Origin of the sequence: Ferruginibacter sp. (assembly GCF_031430955.1) — a bacterium.
GTDB lineage: Bacteria > Bacteroidota > Bacteroidia > Chitinophagales > Chitinophagaceae > Ferruginibacter.
Genome location: NZ_JANPCM010000332.1, coordinates 1 through 2,804, shown reverse-complemented (window position 1 = coordinate 2,804; position 2,804 = coordinate 1). Strand labels below are relative to the sequence as shown.

General features: G+C 37.2%; 3 protein-coding genes. 2 read left to right on the top strand and 1 reads right to left on the bottom strand.

Annotated features, from left to right (window positions below; genetic code table 11):
* Positions 1–1,099, bottom strand: a 1,099-nt coding sequence (locus tag ACY65O_RS09405) for a lectin-like domain-containing protein (RefSeq protein ID WP_462220599.1), incomplete at its 3' end; no start/stop codon positions are given.
* Positions 1,100–1,546: 447 nt separating this feature from the next.
* Here ACY65O_RS09405 and ACY65O_RS09400 point away from each other — a divergent pair.
* Positions 1,547–2,458, top strand: coding sequence for an exosporium glycoprotein BclB-related protein (locus ACY65O_RS09400; protein WP_462220598.1), 912 nt, complete (start codon positions 1,547–1,549; stop codon positions 2,456–2,458).
* A gap of 37 nt (positions 2,459–2,495) precedes the next feature.
* Positions 2,496–2,804 (top strand): hypothetical protein (locus ACY65O_RS09395; RefSeq protein WP_462220597.1); only part of this gene is annotated, 309 nt, incomplete at its 3' end.

Genomic DNA, 2,804 nt, shown 5'->3' with positions numbered 1-2,804 from the left:
TTGGAATGTAATAAGTTTGACCTGGGCCAAAATCCCAGTAATAGTATTGTAAAGTACCTACCTGAACTGTAGAAGTATCGATAAAAAATGCAGAAGGATTTGAGTTAATTCCGGTTGGCGCACAACTACCTCCTGAGTTTTTGAAACCAACAACCGGTATCGACCCAATCCTCACCGTTTGCGTATTAGTAGCTTCACACCCATCAGCACCAATCACTCTTTGCTTAACTGTATAATCTCCGGCAGGTACAAATACATGCACCGGGTTTAAATTAACCGAATCTATCGGGCTACCATCACCAAAATCCCAGTAAAATTTTGCAATAGTTGTAAAAGAAATGGTAGTGGTATTAAAAGTTACCGGTTCATTAATACATCTTTTTTGTGCAGGGCTAAAACTAAAAGAAGGATTTAATGCAGTTTTGAATTTTTGAAGATTATTTTCTCCGCCAGTACTGCCGGTAAAGCCCCAATACACCAATGGATCTCCTCCAAAAATATCTGTTACAAAATCTTTTGTTGCAGTAACTTTTAAAACACCATCAATATAAGCCGATAATGTTTTTGTTGCAGCATTCCACTCAATACGCAGCGAGTGCCAGCTATTATCTTCAATATTATCAGTACCGCTCAAAATTGATGCAGGAACAGGCCCTGCAATATTATTTGCAGTATTATGGTTAAGGTCGCCATTTAACTGTATGGCGATATGATCAAACACAGGGTCGTTATTAGGAAAATTTTGGTAGGTATCAATGGTTACACCTACTGCCGGCGTAACACCTTCGTAACCCAGGCCACCTCCGGTAGTACCCACACTGGTACTTATTGGTTGCAATACAAACACAATTCCATCTGCACCCGGGCTGTTGGAGGCTCCCAGAAAAACATCAAAATTAAAATTGAAAGACTGGCTTAGATTGATTTTATTATTGTTCCACACAGAGCCGCTTTGATTATTTACTGCACGTGTTAAGGTATATTCATTACAGGCATCCTGTGTAGCACTACCATTAAGGGTGTATTGTGCCATCATGTTATGGCTGATAGTTAGTATCAGCAATAAACATAAAATTTGTTTTACTAAAGCAGTTATCACTCTATAAAATTAAATTTATTTATGCAGTTGGCGCAGTTATTTTTATACGGGAAATAAAATAGGATGGTTTGGAAATTATACCAATTGGACATTTAATCTACACGGTAAAAAATGTCAGGTTGAGCTTGTCGAAACCGGGTGCTAGAGTAAACCCGCCTTCGACAAGCTCAGGCTGACAGTGTATTTTCAATGTCCAATTGGTATAATACATCATCAACTTAAACAAAATAATAGCAATAATTTATCATTCCAATTGCAAACAGCATTTTACCTCTCAAAGTTAAAAAATCTACTAAAAAAGTCATTTCCTATCTGTATCTGGCAATAAAATCTAACCTGCCTGTAGACGTTCTACTACTTTTAAAAAAAATTGCAATATGTATTAACTATACACCGTTCGCAATTATATAATTATCATATTCTATCTTAAAAATTAAAATCCAAACAATGAAAAAAATTATTCTTTGCCTGTTTATTTTAAAATCTTTTACCTCCATTGCACAGGTTGGTATTGGCACTACAACACCCGGTACAACATTAGATGTAAACGGCGCTATTACTAACAGGGAAACAGAAGTTACTGTTAGCGCTAACTCGGCAACTGTACCGGCTAACACTTCTTTGGTACAATTAATTGGTACAGCTACAGGCTCAATAAGTATAACTGCACCTGCAGCACCTAATGCAGGTCAGCGGTTAATTATTTTTAATAATACTGTTGGTGGTTTTGGCAGTATTTTAAATTCAATAACAGTACCCAGCGGCCAGGCAGGCGAATTTATTTACAGCAATGGCGGCTGGCGCAGTATTAACCCTGTTAATGTTCCTAATGTAAATACCTCCACTATTATTCCTTATGCATCAAGCTTACCAGTTACATTAACCACCATTGCAGGTGGTTTGGCTGGTACCGGCGCTATGGTTAGTTTTGGTAATTCATTATCTGGTATTGCATTGTCATCTGGCTCTATTGATATTACCGGGGGTACGGGTATAAATATAAACTTTGGTTTTACAGTTCCAAGAAATGGTACCATTAAATCTTTAAGTGCTTTCTTTTCTACCACTGCTGCTTTATCATTAATTGGTACAACAGTTACTGTTAAAGCACAGCTTTACCAAAGCAACAGTATCACAAGTAATACATTTTCACCAGTACCTGGCGCTATAGTTACCCTTACTCCTGCATTAACCGGCACTTTAAGTGTTGGCGCTACAAGTGCAGGTATTCTTAATGGCTTATCTATTCCTGTAACAGCACAATCAAGGTTTTTATTAGTTTTTTCTACCACTGCTGCAGGCGTTTCTTTAATTACAAGTGTAAATGGTTATGCAAGTGCAGGCGTTTCTATTGATTAATAACATCTGCAACATCACTCACTTCTAAATTTATAAAATGAAATATTTATTATATTTTTTGGGATTGTTTACGGTAACTCATACCCTTAACGCCCAAACCAATTTATACAATTCGGGGCAGTTTTTTATAACTACGCCGTTAGACACTGTTTTTATCAGTGGTACACTGTATAATAACACAGGCGCTGCTTTACAAAATATTGCCGGCAATTTATTTGTAAGGCAGGGTTTAATTAATGATGAGGTTAACATGGCAATTAATACAGGCAAACTTTGGACCGATGGATCAGTAACGCAAATTGTTTCGGGCAGCAGCCCTTTTAGAACTTACAACTGGACAGTGGAT

Coding starts and splice junctions, on each gene's coding strand:
- ACY65O_RS09400 (WP_462220598.1), top strand. CDS start 1,547: ATGAAAAAAATTATTCTTTGCCTGTTTATTTTAAAATCTTTTACCTCC.